At 63.3% G+C, this 23175-nt stretch carries 19 protein-coding genes; 15 read left to right on the top strand and 4 right to left on the bottom strand.

Going from position 1 to position 23175, the window contains the following annotated elements; all coding sequences use genetic code 11:
* The first annotated feature begins 65 nt into the window (after positions 1-65).
* The 5 genes from N1058_RS12005 (at position 66) to ispG (ending at position 6066) form a co-directional block, all read left to right on the top strand.
* Complete coding sequence (locus tag N1058_RS12005) at positions 66-1013, top strand: ABC transporter permease (protein WP_265517775.1); 948 nt, start codon at positions 66-68, stop codon at positions 1011-1013.
* A complete protein-coding gene (locus N1058_RS12000; RefSeq protein WP_265517773.1) occupies positions 1010-2947 on the top strand; it encodes a dipeptide/oligopeptide/nickel ABC transporter permease/ATP-binding protein in 1938 nt (645 codons plus the stop codon). The genes N1058_RS12005 and N1058_RS12000 overlap by 4 nt, the downstream gene beginning before the upstream one ends.
* Positions 2944-3939, top strand: a complete 996-nt coding sequence (locus N1058_RS11995; RefSeq protein ID WP_265517771.1) for an ABC transporter ATP-binding protein — start codon at positions 2944-2946, stop codon at positions 3937-3939. Before N1058_RS12000 ends, N1058_RS11995 begins: the two co-directional genes overlap by 4 nt.
* Positions 3936-4706, top strand: coding sequence for a FadR/GntR family transcriptional regulator (locus N1058_RS11990; RefSeq protein ID WP_265517770.1), 771 nt, complete (start codon positions 3936-3938; stop codon positions 4704-4706). The genes N1058_RS11995 and N1058_RS11990 overlap by 4 nt, the downstream gene beginning before the upstream one ends.
* Before the next feature lie 94 nt (positions 4707-4800).
* Positions 4801-6066 carry a flavodoxin-dependent (E)-4-hydroxy-3-methylbut-2-enyl-diphosphate synthase gene (gene ispG, locus N1058_RS11985; protein WP_265517769.1) on the top strand — a complete coding sequence of 422 codons (1266 nt, stop codon included), beginning with the start codon at positions 4801-4803 and terminating at the stop codon, positions 6064-6066.
* 102 nt (positions 6067-6168) lie between these two features.
* Here the strand turns inward: ispG and N1058_RS11980 are convergent, their stop codons facing one another.
* Both N1058_RS11980 and N1058_RS11975 read right to left on the bottom strand, forming a co-directional pair.
* Positions 6169-8658, bottom strand: coding sequence for a response regulator (locus N1058_RS11980; protein WP_265517768.1), 2490 nt, complete (start codon positions 8656-8658; stop codon positions 6169-6171).
* A gap of 109 nt (positions 8659-8767) precedes the next feature.
* Positions 8768-9685 carry a polyprenyl synthetase family protein gene (locus N1058_RS11975; protein ID WP_265517890.1) on the bottom strand — a complete coding sequence of 306 codons (918 nt, stop codon included), beginning with the start codon at positions 9683-9685 and terminating at the stop codon, positions 8768-8770.
* 172 nt (positions 9686-9857) lie between these two features.
* Between N1058_RS11975 and N1058_RS11970 the strand changes: the two genes are divergently transcribed.
* From N1058_RS11970 to rpmF, 3 genes are all read left to right on the top strand, one after another.
* A complete protein-coding gene (locus N1058_RS11970; protein WP_420847979.1) occupies positions 9858-10643 on the top strand; it encodes a biosynthetic peptidoglycan transglycosylase in 786 nt (261 codons plus the stop codon).
* On the top strand, positions 10643-11053 hold the full coding sequence (locus N1058_RS11965; protein WP_265517766.1) for a hypothetical protein: 411 nt from the start codon (positions 10643-10645) through the stop codon (positions 11051-11053). Before N1058_RS11970 ends, N1058_RS11965 begins: the two co-directional genes overlap by 1 nt.
* A 151-nt stretch (positions 11054-11204) precedes the next feature.
* The gene (gene rpmF / locus N1058_RS11960; RefSeq protein ID WP_265517765.1) at positions 11205-11387 is read left to right on the top strand and encodes a 50S ribosomal protein L32; all 183 of its coding nucleotides are present in this window, start codon (positions 11205-11207) and stop codon (positions 11385-11387) included.
* Positions 11388-11464: 77 nt separating this feature from the next.
* Here the strand turns inward: rpmF and phaR are convergent, their stop codons facing one another.
* Positions 11465-12073 carry a polyhydroxyalkanoate synthesis repressor PhaR gene (gene phaR / locus N1058_RS11955; RefSeq protein ID WP_265517764.1) on the bottom strand — a complete coding sequence of 203 codons (609 nt, stop codon included), beginning with the start codon at positions 12071-12073 and terminating at the stop codon, positions 11465-11467.
* Between the two features lie 230 nt (positions 12074-12303).
* Here phaR and N1058_RS11950 point away from each other — a divergent pair, with 230 nt between their 5' ends.
* From N1058_RS11950 to N1058_RS11920, 7 genes are all read left to right on the top strand, one after another.
* The gene (locus N1058_RS11950; protein WP_265517763.1) at positions 12304-13488 is read left to right on the top strand and encodes an acetyl-CoA C-acetyltransferase; all 1185 of its coding nucleotides are present in this window, start codon (positions 12304-12306) and stop codon (positions 13486-13488) included.
* Positions 13489-13675: 187 nt separating this feature from the next.
* Positions 13676-14398: an acetoacetyl-CoA reductase gene (gene phbB / locus N1058_RS11945; RefSeq protein WP_265517762.1), complete on the top strand. Its 723-nt coding sequence runs from the start codon at positions 13676-13678 to the stop codon at positions 14396-14398.
* A gap of 643 nt (positions 14399-15041) precedes the next feature.
* Entirely contained in the window at positions 15042-18146 is a 3105-nt protein-coding gene (locus N1058_RS11940) for a helicase-related protein (protein WP_265517761.1), read from the top strand.
* 9 nt (positions 18147-18155) lie between these two features.
* On the top strand, positions 18156-18533 hold the full coding sequence (locus tag N1058_RS11935) for an RNA-binding S4 domain-containing protein (protein WP_265517760.1): 378 nt from the start codon (positions 18156-18158) through the stop codon (positions 18531-18533).
* A 189-nt stretch (positions 18534-18722) separates the two neighbouring features.
* Positions 18723-19061, top strand: coding sequence for a ferredoxin FdxA (fdxA, locus tag N1058_RS11930; RefSeq protein WP_265517759.1), 339 nt, complete (start codon positions 18723-18725; stop codon positions 19059-19061).
* Positions 19062-19476: 415 nt separating this feature from the next.
* Positions 19477-20055 (top strand): CarD family transcriptional regulator, encoded by a 579-nt coding sequence (locus N1058_RS11925; protein WP_265517758.1) that lies wholly within the window; start codon positions 19477-19479, stop codon positions 20053-20055.
* A gap of 317 nt (positions 20056-20372) precedes the next feature.
* Positions 20373-21233, top strand: coding sequence for an RNA polymerase factor sigma-32 (locus N1058_RS11920; protein ID WP_274709243.1), 861 nt, complete (start codon positions 20373-20375; stop codon positions 21231-21233).
* A 241-nt stretch (positions 21234-21474) separates the two neighbouring features.
* Here N1058_RS11920 and N1058_RS11915 read toward each other — a convergent pair whose 3' ends face one another.
* Positions 21475-22947 (bottom strand): M48 family metalloprotease, encoded by a 1473-nt coding sequence (locus N1058_RS11915; RefSeq protein ID WP_265517888.1) that lies wholly within the window; start codon positions 22945-22947, stop codon positions 21475-21477.
* Positions 22948-23175 lie beyond the last annotated feature (228 nt).

Genomic DNA, 23175 nt, shown 5'->3' with positions numbered 1-23175 from the left:
GGGAGATCGGCCGTCACGACGGAGGGGGATAAGGCGGACCGGCGTTACATTCGCGGGCCAGCGTGATGCTCGTCTATTTTCTCAAGCGCCTGGCAATGGTCGTGCCGGTGTTGTTCGGCCTCACCGTCATCGTCTTTCTGATCATGGCGATGATCCCAGGCGATGCGGCGACGGCCATCCTCGGGGCGTACGCCACACCGGAAAACGTAGCGCGGATCAACCAGCAGCTCGGTCTCGACCGCTCCCTGCCCGAGCAGTATTTCATCTGGCTCGGCAATCTTCTGCAGGGCGATCTCGGCCGCTCCTATTCGCTCAACCGGCCGGTTCTCGACGAGGTGCTGGAGCGCTTCAACGCGACGCTGGTGCTGGCGGGAGCGGCGCTTCTTCTATGCACGGTCTTCGGCCTTCTGGCAGGCATCGTCTCGGCGGTGCGCCAGTTCGGCTGGACCGACCGGATCGTGACCTTCTTCGTGCTGATCGGCATCTCCATGCCTTCCTTCTGGCTGGGCCTGATCCTGATACTGGTTTTCGCGGTGAACCTCAGATGGCTTCCGCCCTCGGGCATGTTCGCCATCTATGGCGGCGGCGGACCGCTCGATCTCTTGGCGCATCTCATCCTGCCTGCGGTGACGCTGGCCGTTGTGGCGACCGGCGTGATCGCCAGGCTCACCCGCGCGGCCATGCTGGAGGTGCTGCGCCAGGACTATATCCGCACCGCCCGCGCCAAAGGCCTGACGGAGCGCCGTGTCATCTACCGCCATGCCTTCAAGGCCGCGCTCGTCTCCGTCATCCCCGTTATCGGCATCCAGGCCGGCTTCGTGCTGGGCGGGGCGGTCTATATCGAGACCGTATTTCAGTGGCCGGGCATCGGCCGCATGCTTGTGCAGGCGATCTCCACGCGCGACCTGCTGCTGGTGCAAGGCGGGGTGCTGGTGGTGGCGGCAAGCTACGTCCTGTTCAATCTTCTGGCGGATGTGGCGCAGCATCTCCTCGATCCGAGGCTGAAGTCATGAGCGCGGCCACCAATGCGGCGAAGCCGGTGGCGCGCCGGGGGCGGCCGAGCTTTCTCCAGCTTCTGGTGGCCAACCGGCTTTCAGCGTTCGGGCTGGTGCTGCTCGTCCTCATCGCGGGCCTGGCGCTCATCACGCCATGGCTGCCCCTGCCGTCGCCCGATGTCACCAACCCGGCCGACCGGCTGATGCGGCCGATGACGGATGGTCATCTGCTGGGCACCGACCAGCTCGGCCGCGATCTCTTCTCCCGGCTCCTGTGGGGAACGCGGGTTTCCATAGCCGTCGGGCTTTCGGCCACCATCGTGGCGGCGATCTTCGGCTCGGCCATCGGCCTGATCGCCGGCTATGCCGGCGGGCGCACGGACAACATCATGATGCGCGGCATCGATATGCTGATGGCCTTTCCCTACATCCTCCTGGCCTTGGCTATCGTCGCGGTTCTGGGACCGGGCCTCTTGAACGCGCTCTACGCGATCGCGGTGGTCAACATCCCGTTCTTCGCGCGCAATATTCGCGGCGTCACGCTATCGCTGGCGCGGCGCGAATTCGTGGATGCGGCCAAGCTTTCGGGTAAGGGACATATCCGCATCCTGCTTTCCGAGGTGCTGCCCAACGTGCTGCCGGTGATCGTCATCACCATGTCGACAACCGTCGGCTGGATGATCCTGGAGACGGCGGGATTGAGCTTCCTGGGCCTTGGAGCGCAGCCGCCGCAGGCCGATCTGGGGTCCATGCTGGGCGAGGGCCGCAAGGTCCTGTTCAACGCGCCGCACGTCTCGATCGTGCCGGGCCTGATGATCTTTGCACTGGTCATGAGCATCAACCTTCTGGGCGACGGCATCCGCGATGTGCTTGACCCGCGTTTGAAGTCGGGCGCGCTCAGCAGGCCGTCGGCGGCGACCGCCGTCAGGCGGGAGAGCGTGCCGGAGATGCCGCGAGAGACGGGTGCCGCGCTCGACGTGCGCGATCTCAAGACCCAGTTCCATGTCGGCGGCGAGGTCTACAAGGCGGTGGGCGGCGTCAGTTTCCAGCTCAACAAGCATGAATGCCTCGGCCTTGTCGGAGAATCGGGATCGGGCAAGTCGGTCACCGCCATGTCGCTGCTGGGCCTGGTGCCGACGCCGCCGGGGCGGATCGCGGGCGGGCGGGTGATCCATGAGGGGAAGGATCTGCTGGAGGCTTCGGAAGCCGAGCTCAGGCGGCTTCGGGGTGGGGCGTTCGCCTATGTTTTCCAGGATCCGCTGTCGACGCTGCACCCGCTGTTTTCGGTCGGCGACCAGATCACCGAGGCCATCCGCGCCCACCAGCCGCTTTCCTATCGCGAGGCCTGGAAGAAGGCGGTGGAGCTGCTTTCGCTCGTGCGTATCCCCAACGCGGCGGAGCGCGCGCATTCCTATCCGCACCAGCTTTCGGGCGGCATGCGACAGCGCATTTCCATCGCCATGGCGCTCGCCAATGACGCGGAAATCCTGATCGCCGACGAGCCGACCACGGCGCTCGACGTGACGGTGCAGGCGCAGATCCTCAAGCTGATGGCGGCGCTGCAGGACGAGAAAGGGTCGGCGCTGTTGTTCATCACCCATGATTTCGGCGTGGTGTCGGAAATCTCGGACCGGGTGGCGGTGATGTATGCCGGGCGCATCGTCGAGACGGGCCCCACCGACGAGGTGCTTTTCTCGCCCGCCCACCCCTATACGCGCAAGCTGATCGACTGCGTGCCGGTGCTGGGCGAGCCGGAACGGCGGCTCGACGCGATCGCCGGCCTTCCGCCCGCCGTCAACCGCCTGCCGGAAGGCTGTGCCTTTGCCGATCGCTGCCCCCATGTGGAAGCCGCCTGCCGAAAGGGCGACATAGCGCTCGACGATCTTGGTCCTGGCCGCGCGGTACGCTGCATCAAGCCGCTCACGGCAGGGCGGGAGGAGGCCGCGCAATGAACACGCCCATTCTCGAAACGGCTGGCCTTACGCGCGTCTTCGGAGGCGGGCGGACCTTGTTCGGCAAGGCAAAGCCGGCGGTGCATGCCGTGCAGGGGGTGGACCTGCGGCTGGAAAAGGGCGAGACGCTGGGCATTGTCGGCGAATCGGGCTGCGGCAAGTCGACGCTGGCGCGCATGCTGGTCGGGCTCGACGCACCCACGCAAGGCTCCATCGTCATGGGGGGCGAGGATGTTACGGCGCTGGCGAAGGGCGATTCGCGGGGTCTTGCCCGCATCATTCAGTATGTTTTCCAGGATCCAGTGTCTTCGCTCAATCCGCGCAAGACGATCCGCAAGATCCTCGAGGCACCGATGATCCATCTGCTGGGGCTGGATTCGGCCAGGCGCCGCGACCGGCTCGAAGAGCTGATGGACGCCGTCTCCCTGCGCGCGGAGTTCCTCGACCGCTATCCGCATGAGTTTTCCGGCGGGCAGGCCCAGCGCATCGGCATCGCGCGGGCGCTTGCGGCGGAACCGGAGATCCTGGTGTTGGACGAGCCGGTCTCCGCGCTCGATGTTTCCGTGCAGGCGCAGGTGCTCAACCTGCTCGACGATCTCAAGGGCGGGTTCGGGCTCACTTATGTCTTTATCAGCCACGATCTGTCGGTCGTGGAGAGCGTGTCGGACCGGGTGGCGGTAATGTATTTCGGGCGGATCGTGGAGGAAGGCGCATCGGCGGGGCTTTTCTCCCGTCCGCGGCATCCATACACGCGGCTCCTGTTCGATTCGGCGCCGGTGCCGGGCAAGAAAGGACTACAGGGCGAGGAGGGGCTGGCCGAACTGCCGGACCCGTACAACCCGCCGCCTGGCTGTTCTTTCGCACCGCGCTGCCCGCGCGCGCAGGACGATTGCCGTGCAATGCGCCCGCCGCTGGAGGAGAAGGGTTCGGACGGACGGCTGGCGGCTTGCTTCCACCCGCTGGGCGTGTCGGCTATGGAGGGGGCTGCGTGATCGAAACACGGACCCGCCGCCCGCGCCCCCCGCGGGGTCCGAAGAGGCCGGCCATCATCTGCGAGGAGCTCAAGGACTGGATCGTGGAACACAATCTGCGACCCGGCGACCGTTTGCCGCAGGAAAAGGCGCTGATCGAGCGCTTCCGGGCCTCGAAGGGCACGATGCGCGAGGCGTTGCGCTCGCTCGAGGCCCAAGGGCTGGTAACGACGCGCACGGGGCCGGGCGGCGGCATCTTCGTCTCCGCACTGGGCGAACGCCAGGCGATGGAGCTTCTGGCCAACTATTTCTTCTTCCGCCAGCCTTCCATTGCCGACATCTACGCCGTGCGCTGCCAGCTTGAGCCGGAGCTGGCGGCAAGCCTGGTCGGCCACATGGACGAGGCGCATTACGCCCGGCTGGAAGAAACGATGCGGGCCTACGACCATCCCGCCGAGACGGTGGGTGAGGAATATCAGCAGCGCATGGCTGAGCTCGATTTCCACGGCGCGCTTGCTGAGATAAGCCCGAACCCGGTGCTGGGTTTCATGTGCGGCTTCCTGCAGAACCTCCTGCGCAGCCTCACCGTATGCAAGCGCATCTATGACAGGCCCAACCCGGAATTGCGCGAGGTGGGGCTGTCGTACCAGATGCGTCTGCTTGCGGCGCTGAGGGCCGGCGACAGCGAAAGCGTGCGCTCCATCATGTACAAGCACATGCTGAGCGCCTCGCGTTACATGGAAGCCTGCGAGGCGGAGATGCGAACGGACTTCCTGCGGTTGAAGTGATCGGCGCAGCCACCGCTGGCCACGGCATTGACATTCGGGCCCATGTCCGCCACCTGAAAGCCGTAACGGTTTGACCCTTGGGAACGCTCCCATCATGTCCGGCAATTGCCTGCCTGAATACATCTCTGCGGTTTTTCCCCGTCGCGTATCGGTTGCGGTCGACGTGGACGGTGTTCTCGTGGGCGGCGATGCACCGGTGGCCGTGCAGTCGATGACCAATACCGACACCGCCGATGTCGACAGAACGGTGGCGCAAGTAGCGGCGCTGCACCGGGCCGGGTCTGAGATCGTGCGGATCACCGTGGACCGCGACGAGGCCGCCGCCGCCGTGCCGAAAATCCGGGAACGGCTGGAGCGGGTGGGGGTCAACGTGCCGTTGGTGGGCGATTTCCATTATATCGGGCACAAGCTTCTCGCCGATCATCCCGCCTGTGCAGAAGCGCTCGCCAAGTACCGTATCAATCCCGGCAATGTCGGTTTTCGCGACAAGAAGGACAAGCAGTTCGCGGCGATCGTCGAAACGGCGATCCGCTACGACAAGCCGGTCCGGATCGGCGTCAACTGGGGCTCGCTGGATCAGGAACTGCTTACGAGGCTGATGGACGAGAACCAGCGCGGCGGCTCGCCGATGACGGCGCAGGAAGTCACACGCGAGGCCATCGTCCAGTCGGCGCTGCTTTCGGCGGCGTTGGCGGAAGAGATCGGCCTGACGCGCGACAAGATCATCCTGTCGGCCAAGGTGAGCCAGGTGCAGGATCTGATCGCCGTCTATACAGAACTGGCCAAGCGGTCGAACCACGCGCTGCATCTGGGGCTGACCGAAGCGGGCATGGGCACCAAGGGCATTGTCGCCTCCTCGGCGGCCATGGGCATTCTCCTGCAGCAGGGCATCGGCGACACGATCCGCATTTCGCTGACGCCCGAGCCCGGCGGCGACCGCACGCGCGAGGTGAAGGTGGCCCAGGAGCTATTGCAGACCATGGGCTTCCGGCAGTTCGTGCCGGTGGTGGCGGCCTGCCCCGGCTGCGGGCGCACGACTTCCACCGTGTTCCAGGAACTGGCCCAGAAGATACAGGCGGACCTTGCCCGCAACATGCCGCTCTGGCGTGAGCGCTATCCCGGCGTGGAGGCGCTCAAGGTCGCGGTGATGGGCTGCATCGTCAACGGACCGGGCGAGTCCAAGCATGCCGATATCGGCATCTCCCTGCCGGGCACCGGCGAAATGCCGGCGGCCCCCGTCTATATCGATGGCAAGAAGGCCGCCACGCTTCGTGGTCCGGGGATTGCGGGCCAGTTCGAGAAAATGGTCGGCGACTATATCGAGCGCCGGTTCGGCGCGAAGCAGGCAGCGGCCGAGTAGGCGCCAGCCGTACGATAAGACCGAAGTCGGCTTGTTCCAGAGCAGGGCCGATGTCTTCGATGCGATTGGCCCTTCGCCGCGGTCTGTATCCAAAGTGCGGTATCAGGCGGTTTCAGCGAATTTTTCCTCTTCCTTGAGCCAGAGCTCGATCTTTTCGGCCAGCTTGCGCGGTGAAATGGGCTTCGACAGATAGTCGTCCATGCCTGCGTCGAGGCATTTGTCGCGGTCGCCGGTCAGCGCGTGTGCGGTGATGCCGATGATAGGCGTATGCCGGTTCATGCTCTTTTCCCGGGCGCGTATCGCCGCGGTCGCCTCCAGGCCGTTCATTTCCGGCATGGAAACGTCCATCAGTATGATGCGCGGGTTGAGCGCGTCGTGCATTTTCACGGCTGTCTTTCCGTTGGCGGCTATCCGGTAGTTCAGATCGATGCCGTCCAGGACCTGGCTGAAAACGAGCTGGTTGACCTCGTTGTCCTCGGCCACCAGGACGTCCAGCCGGCCGCGTCTTGCCGTCTCCACGGTTTTATGCGCCTCGACGGTGCTGACGAGGCGCGGATGCTGGAACGCGGCCTCGGCGATCTGCTCCCCGCTCTGCATACGCGCCGTCTGCATCGCCGAGACGAGCGCTTCGAGGAGCGCGGATGAGCGTGCCGGTTTGTTGAGCTGGGCGGTGATGCCGCATTCGCCGATCAGGCGTCCGGTCTCGGCCTGGTCGACCGAGGTCAAAAGCACGATGGGAATGTCGGCGGTCGCCGGGTTGGACTTGATGCGGCGGGCCACGTCCGCCCCGTTCATGTCCGGCATCTGGTAGTCGAGGATGATGCAGTCGACGCGCGCGTCTAGTTCGACAGCGCGGTTGAGGAAGGCAAGGCCGACTTCGCCGCTTTCCACCGCGACGCCCTCGAAGCCCCAGCTCTTGAGCTGTTCGATCAGGATATCGCGGTTGATCGGATTGTCGTCGATGGCCAGCACGCGGGCGCCCGAAACGTCATAGGGCACCGGCTTCGGCCGTTCGGCGCCGCGATCGATTTCAAGGGGGATCGTGAACCGGAAGACGGAACCCTTGCCAGGCTGGCTTTCCACACCCATGCTGCCGCCCATGAGTTCCACGAGACGCGATGCGATGGCAAGACCGAGGCCGGTGCCTTCGTGCCGGCGCGTGGACGAAGCATCCACCTGCGCAAATTTGTCGAATACAACCTTTTGCATTTCCACAGGGATGCCGAGCCCGGTGTCCTCGACACTTACGGTGACCTCCGTAAGGTCGCCTTTGACGGAGCCGGAGACATCGACGAGCACATGGCCGCGTTCGGTGAACTTGACGGCGTTGCCGACGAGGTTCGTCGCGACCTGTCGGAAACGGCCCATGTCCCCGATCACACTTACGGGAAGCGCCGGGTCGACCCGGACGATCAGCTCCAGGTCCTTTTCCGCGACGCGCGGAGAGACGAGGGTAGCCACATCCTCGATGACTTCGCCCAAGCGGAAGGGGCCGGTTTCGAGCGCAAGTTGTCCCGCGTCGATCTTCGAGAAATCCAGGATGTCGTTGATGATGGTCAGCAATGCCGTGCCCGATTTGACGATGACATCCACGAACATCGACTGCCGCCGATCGAGCTCGGTGCGCGCCAGGAGCTCCGCCATGCCCATGACACCGTTCATCGGAGTGCGGATTTCATGGCTCATATTGGCAAGGAACTCGGATTTCGCCTTGTCCGCGGATTGCGCCCTAAGCTTCTCGTCGGCCAAGGAGAGATTGGTGTCGTGAAGCTCCTTCTGGGCTTCGTCGATACGCGTGATCATCGGTAGCAATATGCGGGATGCGATCAGCATGGCGACCAGCACGATCGCCAGACCGTTCAGGATCAGGCTGAACTGCATGGTGTCGTATGTGGAGACCATCTCCTCGTGAAGGGAGTCGGAAACCTCCTTCAGATGCGGGCGGAGCTGCTGGTTCACCAATGTCTGCAGCTCCGCAAAAACCCGTAGGGCGGCCGGGGCGGAGTAGTCGCCGTATGTGCCAAGGCGGTCGGTGAGCGTCAGGACGCTTTTCAATTCATGCCGGAGCGAATTAGCGTCTCCCGTGCCGTCCCAGGTGGCCAGGACCGAACGCGGCACTTTTGAGGTCTCTATGCTGTCAAAGAGGGGATTCTTGCTTGGATCCGCCGAACGTGACCGGCTTTCATCTTCATCGGTGATGCGCCTGCTTTCCAGTGTCAAGATGTCGCCGCGCGCCGCAATCTCCATGGCGTTATAGGCCGTCTGCAGCCGTTCCAGCGCCTGATTCAACTCGTCCTGGGCGGTTTGAAGCGCTTCTTCCGCGTTGGCGGGCCCTTTGCCGACGGGAAGGCCGTATGCCGCAGGTGTACCACGCAGATGCTTGCTTATATGTTCGAGTCGCAAGGCGCTGTAGATCAATTCGCCGGTCGCCTCCGTCATAAATCCCAGAAGGGCGCCGAACCGCACCTGAGTCTTGGCCTGCTGCGCCTGCCAGAATAGCGCGCCGAGGCCGATGGCCACCGCAAGTACAAACCCGGCCAGCAGCACGATCAGCCGGCCATGCATGTAACGACGCGTTACAATATCGGACATAAAGGGCGCCCCCGCTCCATTCTTCCCCTAATTGCTCAAAATCGAACAATCCGATTAAGCGCCGATTAACGGGAAACGGAAAATGCGCGGGCTGACCTTGTGCTTGGTGTCAGCGGTTGCGGGCAGCCACGAAGCGGGCGGCGTGACGCAGGATGACCGCCCGCTCGCCGTAGGGCTCCAGCAGTTCTTCGGCCTGGCCGATCAGGCCTTCGAGCTGGTTGCGCGCCCATTCCGCGCCATGCATACCGGCAAGGGTGGCCTTGCCTGCCTTGGCATCCTTGCCGGTGGCCTTGCCCATGCTCTCGGGTGTTGCGGTAAGGTCGAGCAGATCGTCGGCGAGTTGGAAAGCCAGTCCGATCGCCGAGCCGAACGCGCCCATGCGCTCCACATCGGCGGGTCCTGCGTGACCGATAATGGCGCCGGCCTCGCAGGCGTAGCGGATGAGCGCGCCGGTCTTCATGGCCTGGAGCTTGATGATGTCCTCCTCGTGGGGGGACACGCGTTCGGCTTCCAGGTCCAGTGCCTGTCCGCCGGCCATGCCGCCGAGGCCGGCCGCGCGCGCCAGTTTCAGCACGAGTTCCAGCCGGGTGGAAGCCGGCAGTTCGGTCTCGCTGTCGGCGATGATATCGAAGGCGTAGGTGAGCAGGCTGTCGCCGGCCAGGATTGCGCTGGCTTCATCGAAAGCGTGGTGGACCGTGGGCTGGCCGCGGCGCATGTCGTCATCGTCCATGGCCGGCAGATCGTCGTGGATCAGCGAGTAGCAGTGCACGCATTCCAAGGCTACGGCGGTGCGCAGCGCGGCGCGTCCGCCGTGCTCGAACATTTCAGCCGTTTCGACCAGAAGGAAGGGGCGAAGCCGCTTGCCACCGTTGAGCGCGCCGTGGCGCATGGCGTCCAGCAGCCGGCGGGGGCGGTCGAGCTCGCCTTCGCGCAGCCTGCCGTCGAGCAGGTGCCTCAGGAGCTGTTCCACCTCGTCGGCGCGAAGCGCCAGCAGATTCTCGAATGTTTCGGTTTCCGGATATTCCATGCGGCGAGCGATGACGGCATTCGCCGCAATGGTCAAGACCGTAGCGCTTGTCCTGATCTGGACTTGCCCCGTTGCCAGCGGACCGTGCTGCCGGTATCGAAGGGTTAGCCGTAGCACAGGTGGCAGGAAGCCTGATGCTGTGGCTGATTTGTCTGTTTATGCCGCGATGCCGATGCCCTGTGCTGAGGACAGCGGTGGGGAGTGTTTTGTGCCGGCGCCAACGGTCGAGGGAGAAAAGCGGACACGTGGGAAGGGCAGGCGAAGGCATGCCCGCAGCATCGTGCGCCGCTGGCTGCGCCGAATTCTGCTCGTGCTCGTGGCGGTGGCTGCGCTGCCCCTGCTTCTGACGCTTGCCTATCGCCCTTCCTTCGTGCACCCGGTATCGACCCTGATGCTCGCCGATCTCGTCACGTTGAAGGGCTATGACCGGCGTTGGATGCCGCTGGACCAGATGGCTCCCACCGTCGTCCACTCGGTCGCCATGTCCGAGGACGGCCAATTCTGCAGCCATTCGGGGGTCGACTGGGGCGCGGTCAACACCGTGATCGGCGACGCGCTTTCGGGGGAAAAGCCGCGCGGCGCTTCCACCATTCCCATGCAGACCGTCAAGAACCTGTTTTTGTGGCCGGGGCGTTCCTACCTGCGGAAAGCGGCCGAGGTGCCGCTCGCCCTCTACTTCAGCTGGATTGTGCCGAAGGCCCGTATCATGGAAATCTATATGAACATCGCCGAATGGGGGCCCGGCATCTATGGCGTGGAGGCGGCGGCGCAATATCACTTCGGACGATCCGCCAGGGATCTTTCGGTGAGACAGGCGGCGCTTCTGGCGGTAACCCTGCCCAACCCGCTTGGGCGCGAACCCGGAAGCCCGTCTTCCGGCCTCAACCGGCTGGCCTCTGTGATCGAAGCGCGGGCGCGCAAAGCGGGCGGCTATGTCGACTGCCTGGGGTCCGGCTGATGGTGAAACGTGGCTCGGCTATCGGATTTTTCGGCATGTTTGGCCGGTCGGAGGACATGCGCCGGCTGGATGAGGCGATGCGGCGGTTCGGTCTTCACCCGGCGCAGGTGCCCGAAGCGGTCAAGCTCGCCACTGTGGGCCTGATGGCTGAGAGCGCCAATGGGGAACCGCCGCCCGCGGCCTATCCGGCGGTCGGTTCCTTCATGGCCTATTGCCTCATGGGGGAAGGGGAATATGCCGCCGTCAACGGCGAAGGTGCGACCGATGCCATGGCCCGCCGTCTGGAGCGCGCGCTGGACGAAGGCGAGGGGCCGGACGCCGATCTCGTGCTCCTGTTCCTCCATGCCAAGCTGGTCAGTCCGGTACTGATCGACCGCTACGACCTTCGCGCCGAGGATGAACCGTCCTAACTAGAGGTGCGTGGAAGGAAATTTGCCGTTCCCCACTGGCCAAACGGCCGATTGCCGTGTATAGGCCACCCGAATTCCAATACCCGGCCGGATTGCGGGGCCCTGAAGGCAGGGACGCGACGGCCTTTCGACCGATCACCGGAGCAGAACAATGGCTGTACCTAAAAGGAAAACGTCGCCGTCGAAGCGTGGCATGCGCCGCTCGGCAGACACGCTCAAGGCGCCGACCTATGTCGAAGACAAGAACTCCGGCGAACTGCGACGCCCGCACCATGTCGACCTGAAGTCGGGCATGTATCGCGGCCGCCAGGTGCTGGAGCCCAAGGAAGCGTAGTTTCACGCGTTCTCAGGCAACACCCAATTTGAAAAGACCGGCCTTGTGCCGGTCTTTTCGGTTTACAGCGCTGCGCTTTACTCCCTCGACATGGAATCGATCTTGCGCTGCATGGCCGCGATCTGGTCCCGCAAGTCGTTCAGATCGTCGCGCCCCGCCTCGCCATCCTTGCCTTCTTCCCCGGTGGGCGTACCGTTTCCGGTTGGCGCCGTCGGCGTGAACATGCGCATGGCGTTCTGGAACATCTCCAGATTGCGTTTCGTCTGCTCCTCGATCATCTTCATCGGCGCGCCCATCTGCATCATGTCCATCGGCGTGGAGCCGAAAGCTTGGCGCATCTGTTCGCGTATGCGCTCCTGCTCCTTGGAGAAAGCGTGCATGGATTGCTCGAGGAAGCTCGGCACAACCATCTGCATCTGGTCTCCATAGAAAGAGATAAGCTGTCGCAGGAAGGAGATGGGCAGCATGTTCTGCCCATTCTTGTCGTTTTCCAGCTCGAAAATGATCTGGGTGAGTACTGCGTGGGTGATATTCTCGCCGGTTTTTGCATCCTGCACCACGAAATCCTCGTCGCGCTTCACCATTTCGGCGAGATCCTCGAGCGTCACATAGGTGCTCGTTCCGGTATTGTAGAGGCGGCGGTTGGCGTATTTCTTGATGACCACCGGGTCGTCTTTCGCGGGCATCACAGACCTCCCCCTGACGCGCTATTAGGCAGAAATTGCATATCTTCTCCCACCTTTTCGGCAGGATATGCGAAAGAAGCAGGCAATTGAAAGCGCTTTGTGTGCAATGCACCCGATGGGCGTCTTTTCCGGGGCTCGACACGGCTTTCGACATGGCAGCGATTGACCTCGACGAATGGCAAGATACGATCCAATCCTAAATGTCCCGTTCGTTCCCCAGGAGGCTCCACATGTCCGCTTCGAATTCGATTGTTGTCGCCAGCGCGGCGCGCACGCCCGTTGGCGCGTTCAATGGCGCTTTCGCGCAAGTCCTCGCGCATGATCTTGGCACGGTTGTGCTGCGGGCGCTTCTGGAGCGCGCCGGAGTGGCGGCCGACGAGGTGGACGAGGTGATCCTTGGGCAGGTGCTGACGGCGGGCCAGGGCCAGAACCCGGCGCGGCAGGCGGCTGTCAATGCAGGAATGCCCAAGGAGACAACCGCCTGGGGGCTCAACCAGGTCTGCGGGTCCGGCCTCAGGGCCATCGCTATCGGCATGCAGCAGATCGCCTGCGGCGACGCAAGGATTGTGGTTGCGGGCGGGCAGGAATCCATGTCGCTGGCACCCCATTGCGCTCATTTGCGCGGGGGCGTGAAGATGGGCGACTACGCTATGATCGACACGATGATCCGCGACGGGCTGTGGGATGCCTTCAACGGCTATCACATGGGTGTCACGGCCGAGAACGTGGCGCGCAAGTTCCAGATCACCCGCGAGGAACAGGACCAGTTCGCGCTTGCTTCCCAGAACAAGGCGGAGGCGGCCCAGAAGGCCGGGCGCTTCAAGGACGAGATCGTCTCGGTGACGGTCAAAACGCGCAAGGGCGAGACGGTTGTCGAGGACGACGAATATATCCGCCATGGCGCGACCATCGAGGGCATGCAGAAGCTGCGCCCCGCTTTCGACAAGGAAGGCACCGTCACGGCCGCCAACGCCTCCGGCATCAATGACGGCGCGGCCGGAGCCCTGCTCATGAGCGAGGAGGAGGCAAATCGCCGGGGGATCAAGCCTCTGGCCCGCATCGCCTCCTGGGCGACGGCTGGCGTCGATCCGGAGATCATGGGCACCGGCCCCATTCCGGCTTCGCGCAAGGCGTTGGAGAAGGCCGGCTGGAAGGCTGACGATCTGGATCTGGTCGAGGCCAATGAAGCCTTTGCCGCCCAGGCCTGTGCGGTCAACAAGGACATGGCCTGGAATCCCGACATCGTGAACGTCAATGGCGGAGCGATCGCCATAGGCCACCCGATCGGCGCTTCGGGCGCGCGCGTCTTCAACACGCTCGTGCACGAGATGCGCCGGCGCGGCGCCAAGAAGGGGCTTGCGACGTTGTGCATTGGCGGCGGCATGGGCGTCGCCATGTGCGTCGAAGCGCTTTAGATTGTGATGACGCTTCGCTGAATCGTCGTCACAATCCAGCTCTTTGTATCAGCATGATCTTTCCCAAAAGCCGGATCCACTTTTTGGAATCATGCTTAGCGATAATGGGCGCGGGCTGGCTCGCGCCTGATGAACGGTCCGGGTACACGGACCGGAACGAGGGGAAACGTCAAGGGAGGCGACTATCATGGCAAGAACGGCACTGGTTACCGGTGGAACGCGCGGTATCGGGGCGGCGATTTCAATCGCCCTGAAGGATGCTGGCTATCAGGTTGCGGCAAACTATGCCGGCAATGAAGAGGCGGCGAACCGCTTTACCCAGGAGACAGGCATACCGGCCTTCCGCTGGTCCGTTGCCGACTACGAGGAATGCGCGGCGGGCATCGCCAAGGTCGAGGCCGATCTCGGGCCGGTTGACGTTCTGGTGAACAATGCCGGCATCACCCGCGATGCGATGTTTCACAAGATGACACCGCAGCAATGGCGCGAGGTCATCGACACCAATCTGAGCGGCGCCTTCAACATGACGCATCCGGTGTGGGCCGGGATGCGCGAGCGCAAATTCGGCCGGGTGATCACCATTTCCTCCATCAACGGCCAGAAGGGTCAGGCCGGACAGGCGAATTACTCGGCCGCCAAGGCCGGTGATATCGGCTTCACCAAGGCGCTTGCCCAGGAAGGTGCACGGGCGGGTATTACGGTCAACACCATCTGTCCGGGCTACATCGCCACCGACATGGTGATGGCCGTGCCGGAAGCCGTGCGCGAGAAGATTGTTGCCCAAATCCCTATTGGGCGGCTCGGCGAGGTCAATGAAATCGCGCGCTGCGTGGTATTTCTGGCTTCGGAAGATGCCGGCTTCATCACCGGCTCGACGCTTACCGCCAATGGCGGGCAGTACATCACCTGACATCAGGCTGTGCCACAACGGCACGCAGTTCCTAAATTCCGCGGCCCGGCGCATGGTCCGACCATGCGCCGGGCTGTGGAGCATATGTTGATAGCCTGTGGATATCACAATATCTAGTATGGAACATATCGGGAACTAGCATGAATCTCTGATTCGTCGCCGATTCGTTCCGGGTTTGAGCGCTTTGTTAACGGCGGCGGCCCCCGCGGGGTGAAGCCGCTTAATACGGGGTTTAGAAAGCTTAATGAAATCTAAAGGTTAGCGGGTGCCCGGCGATGTGCTTCACCGATTGCTCGGCAAAGGTTAACGTCAAAACCGGAATCAACCATGGCGTCGGATGAAGCGATTCATCATGTGGCCGGCGGCAGTGTCCGGAGCACAAGATATTGTGGTGAACAAAGCAAGAATACAGGCAGGTGAGTGATTCGTCGCCGATTCGTTCCAGACTCGTTCCAAAGCTTAACAGGCAGGGGAAATCGTTACCTGCAGCTTTTGCCTTTTGTTGCCGGCCATGCTTCCTATATGACTGCGGCAGCATTTTGCGGAACCACATCCGCTGATGCGCGATTGGTTGTTGTCCGAGGCGAAACCGGGGAGGGAGGCCGAATGAGCCGTTCCGGTTTTGCGCAATTCAAGGCTGCGAATGAACATTCAGCCGAACAGCTCTGAAGCGGCGATCCTGCGGGGGCGCGGCGTCACCGCGGTGCTTGGCCCCACCAATACCGGCAAGACGCATATGGCGATCGAGCGGATGGTGGCGCACGAATCCGGTCTCATCGGATTGCCGCTCCGGCTTCTGGCCCGCGAGGTCTATGGCAGGGTCGCGGGCCGCGTGGGCGCGGAGAACGTGTCGCTCATCACGGGTGAGGAAAAGATCGTGCCGCCCGGTGCGCGCTATTCCGTCTGCACGGTCGAGGCGATGCCGCGCCAGACGGATGCGGATTTCGTCGCCATTGACGAAGTGCAGCTCGCCGCCGATCTGGAGCGCGGCCATATCTTCACCGACCGTCTGCTGCATCTGCGTGGGCGGCAGGAAACGCTGCTTCTGGGCGCGGCCACCATGCGCGGCATCCTGGAGCGGCTTCTCAAGGGCATTTCCGTCGTCACGCGGCCACGCATGTCGGTGCTCACCTATTCCGGGTCGAAAAAGATCACACGGCTGCCGCGCCGCTCGGCCATCGTCGCCTTTTCGGCGGACGAGGTCTACGCAATCGGCGAACTCATCCGCCGGCAGCGTGGCGGTGCAGCCATCGTGCTTGGCGCGCTCAGCCCGCGCACGCGCAATGCGCAGGTGGCGCTCTATCAATCGGGCGATGTGGATTATCTGGTGGCCACGGATGCCATCGGCATGGGCCTTAATCTCGATGTCGATCACGTGGCTTTCGCGCAGAACCACAAATTCGACGGGTTTCAGTATCGCGGGCTTTCGGCTGCCGAGCTCGGACAGATCGCCGGGCGTGCGGGCAGGCATGTCCGCGACGGCACATTCGGCGTCACCGGCCGGGTCGACCCGCTGGACGACGCGCTTGTGGAGCGGATCGAGACGCATCAGTTCGAGCCCGCCAAGGTTCTGCAATGGCGCTCGTCGCAGACGGATTTCTCGTCCCTCGACGCGTTGAAGGCTTCGCTCGATCGCGTACCCGCCATCGAGGGGCTGACGCGCGCGCTGCCGGCGGCGGATATGAAGGTGCTGGATCATCTGTCGCGCGAGGAAGACATACGCGCCCTGGCCGGGGACCGGCGGCAGGTCGAGAGGCTGTGGGATGCCTGCGCCCTGCCGGACTATCGCAAGATTGCGCCGGCCCAGCACGCCGAGATCGTCAGGGCAATCTTTACCGATCTCGCAAAGTTCGGCCATGTCGACGAGGATTACATGGCCGATCAGGTGCGGCGGGCGACCTCGACCGAGGGCGAGATCGACGCGCTTTCGCATCGTATCGCCCAAATCCGCACCTGGACTTTCGTCTCCCACCGGCCCGGCTGGTTGGCCGATCCGACACACTGGCAGGAAAAAACGAGAGAGATTGAGGACAGGTTGTCCGATGCGCTGCATGAGCGATTGACGAAACGCTTTGTTGACCGCAGGACTTCCGTGCTCATGAAGCGCCTGAGAGAGAATGCAATGCCGGAAGCAGAAGTAAGCGCCGCGGGTGAAGTCCTGGTAGAGGGACATCATGTGGGCGAGATGCAGGGTTTTCGCTTTACCGCGGACAGGACGGCGGAGGGCGAGGACGCCCGCGCGGTCAAGGCTGCGGCGCAAAAGGCGCTTGCCGCCGAGTTCGAGGCACGGGCCGAGCGCTTCGGCGCGGCGCCCAATGGCGATCTGGCACTGGGTTCGGACGGCGTGCTGCGCTGGCTCGGTGCGCCGGTCGCCACGCTGGTCGCCGGCGATGACGCTTTGAGGCCGCGCGTCGTCGTGCTGGCCGACGAACAATTGACGGGGCCTGCCCGCGACAAGGTCGTGCAGCGGGCGGAGCGGTTCGTCAATTTCCAGATCGAAACCCATCTGAAGCCGCTCATGGATCTGCGGCAGGCGGATGCGCTTTCGGGCATCGCGCGCGGACTGGCGTTTCAACTTTCGGAAAATTTCGGTCTGCTCAATCGGCGCGACGTGGCCGAAGAGGTCCGCAGCCTCGACCAGGACGCGCGTGCGGCCTTGCGCCGGCTCGGCGTGCGCTTCGGCGCTTATCACATCTTCATTCCCTCGCTCATCAAGCCGGCGCCCGCCGGCCTGGCGACGCTGCTGTGGGCACTTGTCAACGATGCCAAGGACAAGGCTGGTTTCGGCGATGTCGTCACCGCGCTTGCCGCCGGCCGCACGTCGGTCGTTACCGATCCGGAATTCGAGCGCGGTTTCTACCGCCTGGCCGGTTTCCGCAATCTGGGGCGGCGGGCGGTGCGCGTCGATATCCTTGAGCGGCTGGCGGATCTCATCCGCCCGGCGCTCGCCTGGAAGCCAGGCAACGGACAACGCCCCGAAGGCGCGTTCGACGGCAATGCCTTTGCCGTGACGCCGGCGATGATGTCCATCCTGGGCGCCACGGCCGAGGATATGGAGGCCATCCTCAAGGGGCTCGGCTACCGATCGGAGGAGAAGCCTGCCGGGGAGGTCGCGGCCACGCTTGCGGCGCTTGACGGGGATGCGGTTGCAAGGAAGGCCGGGAGCGAGCAAGCGGTGGAGACCGCCGCCGAAAGCCCGTCCGCGCCGGCGGCATCCGCCGATGCTACGGTTCAAACGCCGGATGCATCGGCTGCAACGGACGAAGCCAGCGCGGCCGAACCGGCGAAAGGGGCCGTCGCGACGGACGTACCCGCCGCCGGTGAAGGTTCTGCGGAGCCGGTGGAAGCGGTTGCTCCGGAGGCGATCGGGGAGCCGGCGCCTTCCGATGATGCTGTCGTCGATGTGCCTGCGCCCGAAGCTCCGGCGGAAGGCGAGGCCGAAGAAGCGCTCCCGCCGGTGCTGATCTGGCGGCCAGTCCGTTTCGAGCGTCGGAAGCCAGTGCAAAAGCGCGAGCAGCGCGCCGGCGACAAACCGGCACGCGCGAAGGAGCGCAATCCGGGCCACCGGCCCGACCAAGGGAGCGGCAACGGGCGTGACGACCGGCGCAAGGGAGGGCCGAAAGGAAAGCCGGGCCAGGGGCCGAAGCGCACCCAGGCGCGGCCGCCCCAGGCGAACCGGCCTGCGAAGATCGATCCTGATTCGCCCTTCGCCAAGCTCGCCGCGCTCAAGGAACAGCTCAAGAAGTAGGGCCGTGTCTTGACCGCCCCGTCCGAACGTCAGCGCATAGACAAATGGCTGTTCTTCGCGCGGGTGGTGAAGTCGCGCTCACTGGCGGCGAAGCTGGCGGTAGCCGGAAAGGTGCGGGTCAACCGGGTCAAGATCGATCAGGCCGCTTATCAGGTGAAACCCGGTGACGTGTTGACGATCACGCTGGAGCGACGCATCGTCGTGTACAAGGTGGTGCTGCCCGGCGGGCGGCGCGGACCGGCCGAGGAAGCGCGGACGCTCTACGAGGACCTGACGCCGCCTGTGGAGGCTGTCGCAAGATCCGCCGGCGGTGAACGGGAAGCCGGAGCGGGGCGTCCGACCAAGCGCGAGCGACGCCAGATGGAACGGTTTCGCAACGAGAACTGACGGCTGCCGTCCGTGCCGCAATGGATTGCCGTCGTCATTGTGAAATGATGTTCTCCTGGCATGCCCGGTGGCGCAATGTGAACCCTTGCCACGGCCCCTCAAAGGGGCTACCTCACGCGCCGTTAGCGCAAATTCAGCACGGTTTGCGGCAGACACCAATACCATCGTCCGGAGCACCGGGAGCCCCACATGACCTATCTCGTGACCGACAATTGCATCAAATGCAAATATATGGATTGCGTGGAGGTGTGCCCCGTCGATTGCTTCTATGAAGGCGAAAACATGCTCGTCATTCATCCGGACGAGTGCATCGACTGTGGCGTTTGCGAGCCGGAATGCCCGGCAGAGGCCATTAAGCCGGATACCGAGCCGGGGCTCGACAAATGGCTGCAGGTGAATACCGAGTTCGCCGAAAAATGGCCCAACATCACGGTCAAGAAGGACGCTCCGCCGGACGCCAAGGAATTCGACGGCGAAGAGGACAAGTTCGAGAAGTACTTCTCCCCGGAACCGGGCGAAGGCGACTAAGCATGCGGCCATCCTCTGTTTGGACAGGGTGAGCCGTCAGAACGGGGCGGCGAATTGGCTGCGGCGCTTTGTCGCGATGGCTGAAGGTGGAAGGTTGGCAGTGCACAGCGATTGTGCATGTGCGGCAAATAGTTGATTCTTTCAGCTTTTTATGGTAGCTTCGTTCGATATGACGGTGACCAATACGTCTTTCGATGGCGCAAGCGAACAATCACTGAGGGGTGAGGTTTATTTTCCGGACCAGGGCAATCTGGGCCAGGACATCCTATGTGTCGCTTGGCAGCCGGTACATCCGAACCCATCTTTCACAGAGTGAAGCAGACGTTCCGAGCACGCGAGAGCAAGTCCCCGGCGCTACCGCCCGGGCAGGAGAATCAACGCTCCATGCCCCATTAAGAACAGGAGTTTCAGGCGTATGGCAACCCAGCAGAAGAAATCGGCAACACGTCAGGGTTTCAAGACGGGCGAGTACATTGTCTACCCCGCGCACGGCGTCGGGCAGATCGCCACGATCGAGGAACAGGAAGTGGCCGGGCACAAGCTGGAGCTGTTCGTGATCGACTTCCAGAAAGACAAGATGCGCCTCAAGGTGCCGGTTGCCAAGGCAACGTCGATCGGCATGCGCAAGCTTTCCGAGACGGACTATGTGGATCGCGCTCTCAAGGTCGTCCAGGGCCGTGCCCGCGTGAAGCGCACCATGTGGTCCCGTCGTGCGCAGGAGTATGACGCGAAGATCAATTCCGGCGATCTGATCTCGATCTCGGAAGTCGTGCGCGATCTTTACCGCGCCGAAAACCAGCCCGAGCAGTCTTATTCCGAGCGTCAGCTCTATGAGGCCGCGCTGGACCGCATGGCGCGTGAGATCGCCGCGGTGAACCAGATGTCGGAGACCGAGGCAGTGCGCCTCATCGAGGTCAACCTTAATAAGGGTCCGCGCCGCGGCGCCAAGGCCGACAATGAAGAAGTCGAGGCCGAGAAGGAAGAGGCGGCTTAAATCTCCGCCTGTTTCCACAACAGCATTTTGCGGTCGGGTGGAGTCGCCTGACGTCCGCACAGGTGCGGAAAGAGCAAAATCAAGGAGCGTCCTTGTGCAGCCTTCAAAAGGCGCGGCACTCCAACGCTTCTCAAGCCCGGCCTTAGCGCCGGGCTTTTTTGTTTACGGCACGCCTCACGGTTTCAGGCGCAGGCAGCGAAGATGGAACCTTTGCGTGTCGACCCACGTTACTATCTCTACCGTCTGCTTTGCTGTGTGGGCGGGGCCGGCAGTACCGGTCAGGTTCCGGATGGAGCGGGGTATCGGGAGCAGCCATCATGCAGGATCATGCCAGGCAACGAATGATCAAGGCGGCGATGAAAGCGCCGTATCTGGAGCGCGACGAAGAGCACGCGCTGGCGGTAAAGTGGAAGGAACGCAAGGATCAGGATGCGCTGAACCGCATAACGACAGCGCATATGCGGCTGGTGATCTCGATGGCCGCGAAGTTCCGCAATTTCGGGCTTTCCATGAGCGATCTCATACAGGAAGGGCACGTCGGACTGCTGGAAGCTGCCGCGCGGTTCGATCCCGAGCGCGAGGTGCGTTTTTCGACCTATGCCACCTGGTGGATCCGTGCGTCGATGCAGGATTTCATCCTGCGCAACTGGTCGATCGTGCGCGGCGGAACGAGTTCGGCGCAAAAGGCGCTGTTCTTCAATCTGAGGCGGCTTCGCGCCAAGCTTCAGCGCGGTGCCGGCGTCGCCTCGTCGGCCGAAGTCTATCGCGAGGTGGCGTTGGCGCTCAAGGTTCCAGAATCGGATGTCGCGCTGATGGATTCCCGGCTTGCCGGCTCGGATTCATCGCTCAACGCTCCCTTGAAGAGCGACAACGAGCAGGCGGCAGAAAGGATCGAATTCCTGGTCAGCGATGCGCCGCTGCCCGATGACGTGGTCGGCGAGGCGATTGACGGTGAACGTCGAAGCGCCTGGCTCGAACAGGCGTTGATGACCCTGAATGGCCGGGAATTGCAGATATTGCGGGAAAGGCGCCTGTCGGAAGAAGGCGCGACGCTCGAAGCGCTCGGCGAGACCCTCGGCATTTCCAAGGAGCGGGTCAGGCAGATCGAATCGCGCGCCCTCGAGAAGCTGCGGACCGCCCTCGTCGAAAAACATCCCGAACTGCAGAGCGGTACCTGAAGAACGGCCCATCCGAACGGCCGCATAAAAGGGCGCTCCAGACCGTTTCACCGTTTCACGGAAACGATGCAATGATTCAAGCTTTTGATTGTGCGCAATTCCAGACGGAAAACCGGCATCCACGTTTTCCGGAATTGGTCAAGAGCATCTTGCAGTCAGGTGGAATCACCTGACGTCGCACAAATGCGGTAAAAACAAGTAGGTAGAGCAGAACAGCGTTTCAGTGAAACGATGATCTGCTCTAGCGGTCCGTCACGATCTTGACCTTGTCGCCCGCCGACAAGGTAGTGCCCGGGCCGAGCGCGTTGAGCACCCTGAACAGTTCGAGCTTTCGGCTGACGCCGACCATCTGATTGGCGAAGGTCGCCACGCTGTCTCCCGGCCGGACCGTCACGACACGAATGCGCAGCGGTTTCAGCGCGGCGATTTCGGCCTGGTTCATCACCCGGAAAGTGCCGGTGATCTGGCGGGCGATGGTATCGAGCTGCGTACTTGCGCGCGGCGCTCCGGTCAAAAGCCGATAGACCTGTTCGCCGACCCGCACGACAGTCACGTCGAATTGCCAGTCGTCGGCATAGGCGCGTGCGGTGGCGGCTTCGCGGCCATTGATGGTCGTCGTGCGGACCGAGGATTTGTCGAGGCCGTCGAGCCAGCCGGAACCGAGATAATCGGTCAGCGAGAGAGAGCGGGCAACGGTAGTGCCATCGAACCGGAAGGCGAGATTGCCGGGCCCGGCGGCGACGACCTCGCCCGAGGAATTGTCGATCACGAACCCTTCGGGCACGGAAAACGCGATGCCGAGCGTGGGGTGCATGAAATCCGTGCCGCGCACATAACCCTGGTCGGGCTTGTCGCCGAACAATATGCCATCGATACCTTCGAGGAAGGCTTCGCGGTCGCGCGTTCCGGTGCCGGGCATGCCGAACTGCCTGGCATGGCCCTGGGCAAGTTCGATGCGGCGCGGTGCGTTGGGGTGGCTCGCCAGGAAGTCGAGGCTTGCGTCGCTCCCGCCGCTGACATTGCGGAAGCTCTGGTAAGCATCCATCGAGCGCAGGAAGCGCGCGGCGGCATAGGGGTCGTAGCCGGCCCGGCCCGTTGCCTTGATGCCGACGGCATCCGCCTCCAGTTCCTGGTTGCGCGAGAACTGGGCCAGCCGCAGCTTGCCGCGTACGGCTGCCGCCCGGGCGGTGCTGTCGCCGACCAGGACTTCGTCGACGACGCGCGAAGTAAGGACGGCCTCCGCTTCCTTACGCTGCCGCTCGATGCCATGATTTGCCGTCACATGCGCCATCTCATGGGCCAGGACCGCCGCGACTTCCGCCGAATCATTGGCTAGCGCGAGCAATCCCCGCGTGACATAGAGGTAGCCGCCGGGCAGCGCGAAGGCGTTGATGTTCGGCGAATCCAGGATGGTGATTCGGTAGGTTTGCGACGGGCTGTCCGGGTTGAGGGTCAGCCTGCCGACGACCCTGGCCAGCATCCGCTCCAGCTTCGGGTCGGAATATTCGTCGCCATAGGTCTTGAGGATCTTGGGGTGCTGGCGGCGCGCAAGGTTGGCCAGCTGGTCGCCGCGGGTCACGGTGTCGACAGTTACCGGATTGTCGGATGGTATGAACTTCGATTCGCCCAGATCCAAAGTCTGGCAGCCAGCAAGCAACACGCCAGCGCCAAGTGCCGCGCCGCGAAGCAGCGGGCCTCCACTTTTCCGCCCGATCGCGGCTCTTCCTCGTAATGCACCGTGCGACAGGGCCAGTTCCTTCCGAATGACACTTGCGCGAATACCGCCTATCCGTCGCGACCTAGCCACAGACTTCGTCTCAAGACAAGATCGTGTCGGGCGAAGGTCTGGCCGGCGCGGTGCATCGGTCTTCAACGACCGGAGATGCGCGGCGACCAACGGCAGTCCGTGACCATCCTATCTTCACCGGTAGATAATAGTGGA

Source organism: Nitratireductor luteus, assembly GCF_026162365.1.
GTDB classification, from domain to species: domain Bacteria; phylum Pseudomonadota; class Alphaproteobacteria; order Rhizobiales; family Rhizobiaceae; genus Chelativorans; species Chelativorans luteus.
The sequence above is the reverse complement of the archived record's forward strand: the minus strand, read 5'-3'. Positions and strand labels throughout refer to the sequence as shown.

Excerpts from the sequence above, each read along its gene's own strand:
- N1058_RS11950 (WP_265517763.1), top strand. The coding sequence starts at position 12,304 with ATGTCCGCTTCGAATTCGATTGTTGTCGCCAGCGCGGCGCGCACGCCC.
- N1058_RS11920 (WP_274709243.1), top strand. The coding sequence starts at position 20,373 with ATGCAGGATCATGCCAGGCAACGAATGATCAAGGCGGCGATGAAAGCG.
- phbB (WP_265517762.1), top strand. The coding sequence starts at position 13,676 with ATGGCAAGAACGGCACTGGTTACCGGTGGAACGCGCGGTATCGGGGCG.
- N1058_RS11980 (WP_265517768.1), bottom strand. The coding sequence starts at position 8,658 with ATGTCCGATATTGTAACGCGTCGTTACATGCATGGCCGGCTGATCGTG.
- phaR (WP_265517764.1), bottom strand. The coding sequence starts at position 12,073 with ATGCCCGCGAAAGACGACCCGGTGGTCATCAAGAAATACGCCAACCGC.
- N1058_RS11975 (WP_265517890.1), bottom strand. The coding sequence starts at position 9,685 with ATGGAATATCCGGAAACCGAAACATTCGAGAATCTGCTGGCGCTTCGC.
- rpmF (WP_265517765.1), top strand. The coding sequence starts at position 11,205 with ATGGCTGTACCTAAAAGGAAAACGTCGCCGTCGAAGCGTGGCATGCGC.
- N1058_RS11995 (WP_265517771.1), top strand. The coding sequence starts at position 2,944 with ATGAACACGCCCATTCTCGAAACGGCTGGCCTTACGCGCGTCTTCGGA.
- ispG (WP_265517769.1), top strand. The coding sequence starts at position 4,801 with ATGTCCGGCAATTGCCTGCCTGAATACATCTCTGCGGTTTTTCCCCGT.
- fdxA (WP_265517759.1), top strand. The coding sequence starts at position 18,723 with ATGACCTATCTCGTGACCGACAATTGCATCAAATGCAAATATATGGAT.
- N1058_RS12005 (WP_265517775.1), top strand. The coding sequence starts at position 66 with ATGCTCGTCTATTTTCTCAAGCGCCTGGCAATGGTCGTGCCGGTGTTG.
- N1058_RS11965 (WP_265517766.1), top strand. The coding sequence starts at position 10,643 with ATGGTGAAACGTGGCTCGGCTATCGGATTTTTCGGCATGTTTGGCCGG.
- N1058_RS12000 (WP_265517773.1), top strand. The coding sequence starts at position 1,010 with ATGAGCGCGGCCACCAATGCGGCGAAGCCGGTGGCGCGCCGGGGGCGG.
- N1058_RS11970 (WP_420847979.1), top strand. The coding sequence starts at position 9,858 with ATGCCCTGTGCTGAGGACAGCGGTGGGGAGTGTTTTGTGCCGGCGCCA.
- N1058_RS11940 (WP_265517761.1), top strand. The coding sequence starts at position 15,042 with ATGAACATTCAGCCGAACAGCTCTGAAGCGGCGATCCTGCGGGGGCGC.
- N1058_RS11925 (WP_265517758.1), top strand. The coding sequence starts at position 19,477 with ATGGCAACCCAGCAGAAGAAATCGGCAACACGTCAGGGTTTCAAGACG.